We start from the raw sequence: 6,216 nt of genomic DNA on the forward strand, positions 1-6,216 counted from the left end.
TTTAGTATTGAGATTGTCTGAGATCTCAATTGTTGCTACCAAAAAACAAGAAGGAAAACCTTTACTGAATATAAAACCTTTACTGAATATATAATGTTTAAATGAATGAGTGAACTAAGAAATACAATTTAAAATAATAGATAGATATATTGAAAAAAACGATGTCGGGAAAAATAGTGGAATTTATCAGACATCTGCGGAAAGTGGGATCAAAAAGTATACTATACTTTTATATATTGTGTTATTAATAAATTTTATACTGCAAGTTGGATAAGTCTGTAATTTTTCATTACATTCAGTGTTTCAAGTTATAAAGTTACAAACCACTCATAGAGTTACAAACCACCCATAGAGTTACAAACCACCCATAGAGTTACAAACCGTTCATAAAGTAGTTATACTGGCTTCAAAGTACATATTTCCAGCCGTCTATTTTCAAGCTATTCCTGTATTTTTCATAATCAGGCATGAGTTCTCGGACAAGTTTCCAGAACCTTGCAGAATGATTTTTCTCTTTTACGTGGCAGAGTTCGTGCACTACTACGTACTCAAGCTGCTTCGGCGGGCCCATCATAAGCTGGAAATTTATCCTCAATACATTCTTTGCAGAACAGCTTCCCCAGCGCTTTTTCTGGTACTTTACCATAAAAACCGGAGTGGATACCCCGAATTTTTTTGAGTAAATCTTCAGAAGCTTTTCAACTTCCTCTTCGGCACGTTTGCTATAAAAGTTCCAGACAGCTTCTTTTACCAGAAAAGGAAGCTGATCTTCAGAAGTATTCTCAGAAATCTCAACCGTGAGTTCGGAATTCTTGAAAAAAGCCAGAGGTTTTTTAATGTCATTCACGAATGTGATTCTCAGAGGACATTCTCTGCCCAGATAAAGATAAACTTCCCCTTCACAATACTGCTTTTTTTGATCAGGCAGTCTGTTTGCCTCAAACCATTCAAGCTTTTTAAATATCCACTGGGCTTTTCCTTCAACCATTCCCCGAATAGTATCCGCACTTAGACCCTGAGGTGCTCGAAACTCGACTCTCATGTCCGGGCGGACTAAAATAGCTGCTCTCTTTCGCTTTTTGCTGTACACTATCTCGTAATTTATAGTCTTGCCACAGGCACTGACCCTATCGTTTTTCCTCATTTCGGTTTCCTCGAATTATAACGAGTTTTCAATTCAATTGTTCTTTTATTGTTCTCTTGTTTTTATTTTTGTTCTTTTGTTCTTTTTTGTTCTTTGTGTTTCCTTAATTACTTCCTATCCAGATTTGATTTGTCCTTTTCATCCATTGAATTTTTTGTAAAGGTAGTTGCCGTTACCTGAAAGATCAGGATGAATATTATGAGCGCCAGAATATCCAATAGTGGTGGAAATAACGATTTACCGGTATTGCATACTCAATCATATCATTTCCACAGGTAAGAGGCGACACCATTGAGATCTGCCTGCCAATCCTGGGTATTGACATCGAGACCTGAGGTTGGTTCATCCATAAACAGCAAACGTGGACTATTAACCAGTCCCATTGCAAGCGTAAGACGTCGTTTCATCCCCTTTGAAAAAAACGTGAGTTTTGTCGTTGCGCCGGTTGTATAATTTAAACTTTTTGAGCAGTTCCTCTGCCTCGTTTTCTCTTTATTTCCGCCCCACATGGTAGAGTTCGTCGGAAAGCACCATTTTCTGCCATGCAGTAAGGTCGTCATAAACATTTGAATTTTCGTACACTATGCCCATTGACTGCCGTGCGGCAATAGTGCCGTGCTCAATATCATGGCCAAAAATAGCTGCAGTTCCCGACGTCGGTCTTGAAACTCCGGACAAAATACGAATGGTAGTGGTCTTGCCAGCGCCGTTGGGACCCAAAAAACCAAATGTTTCTCCCTCACCAACTGAGAAACTAATATCATTGAGTGTGTGGTAAGAGAACCAAATTTCTTGATTAGATGAGATACCTCAATTGCTTGCATATATCCTGATACTGTGTTTAAAACTTAAATCATTCTCACAATCTATTTTTCAAAAAAAGCTTGACAAAAAAATAGTACAGGTGATGTATATCACAACCTTTTTTCAAAAAAGCTTGGCCAAAAAACAGCACTTGACCAAAAACAGTACTCACAAAGTCTGTCTTTACTATATTCACCTCGATTCACGCATAAGCAGTATGCATGTTATATGCCCGCGTGTAATGCTCAAAAACTAACATGGTAAGGATATTTGTATCACGGTCAAAAGTATAGACCAGCACGAAGGGTCCGATATGAATTCTCCATTTATCTTCAAACTCGGCTTCAAGGGGAATGCCCATTTCCGGCCTGTAAGCCAGAAGTCGGAGGCGGTGTTTCACGTAATCATAACCTGGCCTGTCAAGTCTATACAAATTTTTAAGGTTTTTGCAGACTGAGGGATGAAGGGCTACTTTGTATGTCATTCCTCTACCTTCTCGAAAAGTTCATCAAGCTCAAAAGCAGGCAGCCGGTTGATCAAACTATCCTGTTCTGCTTTACGTATTTTAAAAGAGAAAGATGGCTGAAAAGCAGTTTCAAGCGGGTACTTGATCTCATTAAATTTTTTCTCAAGCTCTGTTAGCTGGTTGAAAATTTCCGTAAGTGTCATACCCACCAGCGCAATTGGTTTATAAAGATTTCAGGAAATTCCTTTTAAGTTTTAAGGTTTTATTAGAACTATGTTTAAAGATATACTTTAATAGGACGGTTTCTATAAAATAGCTATATTTAATCATGATAATTAAATCTTGAAAAAAACTTAAAAACTAGTTTTTCATTAAAAACTAGTTCTTAAAACTATATCAAAATCATTTTGAACTGTACAATTGAGTAATGCCCATTTCAATTTTTAATTGATTTCAACAAGAACAGATTAATTTTCATAGATCAACATAGCTTATTTGCTATTCTAGCTCGAATTTTCTCTTTATTCCAGCCTTAATTTCTCCCCCTATCATTTCTTTTAAAAGGAATCTCAAATGCAGCAGGACAATAATAACAGTCTTTTTCTTTATCGTATTTAAGAAAGATTTTCTGAACTTCCTGTTTTTCCTTCTTATCAGCTTTATACAAATTATTAGGGATATAGGCATCAATACCTTCTTCCAGTAAAAATTCCAGATTTTCATCTGAAAATACCTGTATCTGAAAGCATTATTGTTGGCTTATATCCCAGTGTATTTTTTGCCATACCTAAATTTGAGCGTGCACCCCTTCAGAATCAATCTTTCAGAATCAACCTTTCGGAATCAACCTTTCAGAATCAACCTTTCAGAATCAACCTTTCAGAATGCAGCTGCTGCTTGAGGCCCTTTTTTCTTTTTCTCTGCAAATTTAACAGCTTCTGTCAGTTCTTCCCCAACTGCAATGAGCAGCTCGGGTGTGAGCATACCCTGGGAGACCATCACGCCCCCTGCATCTCTGATTGCCTGTTTTAGGTTTTTTGCCCATAGGTGTTCGATAATAAGAATAGCAGCAGCAGTACCTTCAGGTATAGCCTCAGTTATCTCCAGAATATCTTCTTCAGTGATTCCATAATTCTCCTGGGCTGCTGCCAGGAGTCCTGCCTCTGTGCCTCCCCTAGCTCCTTCTTCACCGCCAGCTCCATACCCGATAAGCCCCCCTACGACAGCGCCAAAACGCATTTTTTCTTCTTCATCCAGTTGTGTAGTCTCAAGAGACTTGATATTCCCAGCTTCGTCTTTCCATATAAACAACAAATCAATAAGCCTGACCATTCCTTTATTCATGACTGAGTCAAGTTCACGGCGGATCTGGCCGTGGAAGTTCGGATTGTCGAATACTATAACTAAGAGCTGCATTGGTCCATACAGTACTTCATCCATTTATTTACTCCCCCTATTCGAAGTTCTGCTTCTGCTGTGCAGTTTATGCTGCGCTGCTTTTCACGGCTAACTGGTGACCACATGAATGAGATATGAAATCTCGTACAGTTCCTGTAGTCTTCTTCCCCCTCTTTCAGGAACTCTACAATCAAAAGACAATTACAATAGTATTAACAGGTAGTATTAATACAAAAAATATATAAAATTAAATATATATATAAACTAGCATATCTAATATTCGGGTTAAGATTACGAGTGAACAGGCAAAAAATATAGACGGATTAAAATATAGACGGATTTTTTGTATCTTTACAAAACCGATAGCTTCCGAGTATCTCTTCATCGGTCCGGATTTAATTTTCTTTTTCCTGCCCTGTACTTTCCTTAGCTTCTGCTTCGTTTCCTACCGGGCCCATAAATCCGGCAAGCCATCTGGTTTCATTAAAACTCTCCAGGATGATCTTCAAAATCATGGTAAGAGGCGTGGCAAGCAGCATTCCTGTAGCTCCAAACACATAATTCCAGTAGAGAAGGGACAGAAATACAATAGCTGGAGATAGTTTCAAGCCTTTTCCTGCGAGTGAAGGAAAGATTACGTTTTCCGTGAGTGCATTGACTATCGAGATAGCGATAATAACAGCCAGAGCCCCTACAAGCCCATACTGGAGAAGCCCGAAGAACGCAGGTGGGATTGTAGTTAAAGCCAGACCTATGTAAGGAATATAACCTAGAAAAAATGCCATGATGCCCCAGAAAACCGCAAAGTCGATGCCTCCTATAAGGAGAATAACTGCAATTCCAATGGCTGTAACAAGATTTACTTCTGTTCTTATAACAATAAACTCTATCAGACCCTTACCAAATTTATTCAGACGTGATTCGAGTGCGAGCTGTTCTTCAGCCTTTTGTTCTGTTTTTTCCTGAGCTCCGGCAGCACCCAGCAGCAAAAATGCTGCTGTGACTATGATTATTCCAACTGTTGTCCCGGCATTTATGAGTCCGTTAAGGGCGCTTACCGTGAGGCTAACTGCAAGTGATGCAATACCACGAAGAATAGACTGCAGGGATAGTTCTTCGGTAGATGGAAGATATGGTGACAGTTTGTCCAGGATCTCTGCCAACTGACTCTGATAGTTTGGAAGTTGGTTTCCAATCTGGATTGCAGCTCCTACAACCACTGCCCCGAAAAGCGAGATAATTAGGGTTAATAATAAAATTACCAGAAGCACACTCAGTACTCCTGGAATACCTTTTCGATTGAACCAGCGGACAGGTGGGGTAAGTATCAGTGCAACGAAGATTGAGAAAAATACGGTTGTGAGTATAGAGGATATTTCCCTCATTCCTATTGTCAGGATAACAGCAAAAGTACTGTACACTAAAATCTCAGCAGGTACCGAGATTCTATTTATTTTCATATTTTACAATTCCCCCCATGTCATTTTACAGTAAGCTGATTCTTTTTTTCATAACCCGTTAACGCAGGTTGATTAATGCCTCCAGATAAATAATGTATCCGATAACCTTTGTAGAATAGTGGAGGAGTATCTGGTTAGCTTTCCAACCCCTGAAACCATAATAACACTCGAACCTGCTCCCAAATCTAGTTCAAACTAATGGCTCTTCGAAGTGCCCCACACCTATTCTCATGAGCAAATAGATGAAAAATATATATTCAAATTGATTTATAATATCTTGCATTTTTATGGGCTTAAGATATCATTGTGAACTTTAAGGAAAACTATGAATTAAATCACAGAGTATCGCTATAATACGATACCTTTTGCCCGCAAAAGTGAGCCTGAAGATGTCCTGTATGGCATTATCGGCAGAAATTCAAGGAAGTTTTCTTTCCTTACACCGAGTTCCTTTAAATTAAGCAGGATCCTGAACATCTCGTGTTATAGTTTCCTTTCCATAGACAACGGATTCACGCAGGTATTTCAAAATAAGTTCTAAAATTAAAAACATTGGATCAAAACAAATAATCACAGTAAACGCACATGATATTCTTTGAATAACATGCGCAAGCAATGAAAATGCTTGCAGGTGGCAGCATTTTCATGCTAATCTACAGCAATGTTTTTACCTTACTTTTTCATCCGGTTTTTGAGATGGTATCTGAACAATAACATGTTTTTATGTTCAAATCTATAAGATTCGATTAGCTGCAAATATTTCTTGAAGCCAATCTATAGGATTCGATTAGCTGCAAATATTTTTTGAAACCAATCTATAGGATTCGATTAACTGCAAATATTTCTTGAAACTAATTTGTATGAAATAGATATTATATATATAATTATATTATGCGTCTTGTTCAGGTACTCATTCCAGTAGGCAAGCGACAGCCTGTGCTCGC

The 6,216-nt window shown here is 38.3% G+C and carries 7 protein-coding genes and 1 pseudogene; all 8 read right to left on the bottom strand.

Annotated features, from left to right (window positions below):
- Nucleotides 1-406: 406 nt before the first annotated feature.
- The 8 genes and pseudogenes from A9239_RS10590 to A9239_RS10620 all read right to left on the bottom strand — a co-directional run bounded on the left by A9239_RS10590 (nt 407) and on the right by A9239_RS10620 (nt 5,272).
- Nucleotides 407-1,144 carry a M48 family metallopeptidase gene (locus A9239_RS10590; protein ID WP_048118325.1) on the bottom strand — a complete coding sequence of 246 codons (738 nt, stop codon included), beginning with the start codon at nt 1,142-1,144 and terminating at the stop codon, nt 407-409.
- A 263-nt stretch (nt 1,145-1,407) separates the two neighbouring features.
- A complete protein-coding gene (locus tag A9239_RS20780; RefSeq protein WP_329957113.1) occupies nt 1,408-1,710 on the bottom strand; it encodes an ATP-binding cassette domain-containing protein in 303 nt (100 codons plus the stop codon).
- Complete coding sequence (locus A9239_RS20475; RefSeq protein ID WP_255361939.1) at nt 1,637-1,864, bottom strand: ATP-binding cassette domain-containing protein; 228 nt, start codon at nt 1,862-1,864, stop codon at nt 1,637-1,639. Before A9239_RS20475 ends, A9239_RS20780 begins: the two co-directional genes overlap by 74 nt.
- A gap of 286 nt (nt 1,865-2,150) precedes the next feature.
- Nucleotides 2,151-2,432 (bottom strand): type II toxin-antitoxin system RelE/ParE family toxin, encoded by a 282-nt coding sequence (locus A9239_RS10600; RefSeq protein ID WP_048118322.1) that lies wholly within the window; start codon nt 2,430-2,432, stop codon nt 2,151-2,153.
- Nucleotides 2,429-2,617, bottom strand: a complete 189-nt coding sequence (locus A9239_RS10605) for a hypothetical protein (protein ID WP_048118320.1) — start codon at nt 2,615-2,617, stop codon at nt 2,429-2,431. The genes A9239_RS10600 and A9239_RS10605 overlap by 4 nt, the downstream gene beginning before the upstream one ends.
- A 350-nt stretch (nt 2,618-2,967) precedes the next feature.
- Nucleotides 2,968-3,193 (bottom strand): annotated as a pseudogene (locus tag A9239_RS10610) (IS5/IS1182 family transposase); the annotation flags it as partial.
- A gap of 100 nt (nt 3,194-3,293) precedes the next feature.
- Nucleotides 3,294-3,854: a DUF1269 domain-containing protein gene (locus tag A9239_RS10615; RefSeq protein ID WP_048118315.1), complete on the bottom strand. Its 561-nt coding sequence runs from the start codon at nt 3,852-3,854 to the stop codon at nt 3,294-3,296.
- A 353-nt stretch (nt 3,855-4,207) separates the two neighbouring features.
- Entirely contained in the window at nt 4,208-5,272 is a 1,065-nt protein-coding gene (locus A9239_RS10620) for an AI-2E family transporter (RefSeq protein WP_048155220.1), read from the bottom strand.
- Nucleotides 5,273-6,216 lie beyond the last annotated feature (944 nt).

Origin of the sequence: Methanosarcina sp. A14, assembly GCF_001729375.1 — an archaeon.
Taxonomy (GTDB): Archaea; Halobacteriota; Methanosarcinia; order Methanosarcinales; family Methanosarcinaceae; genus Methanosarcina; species Methanosarcina barkeri.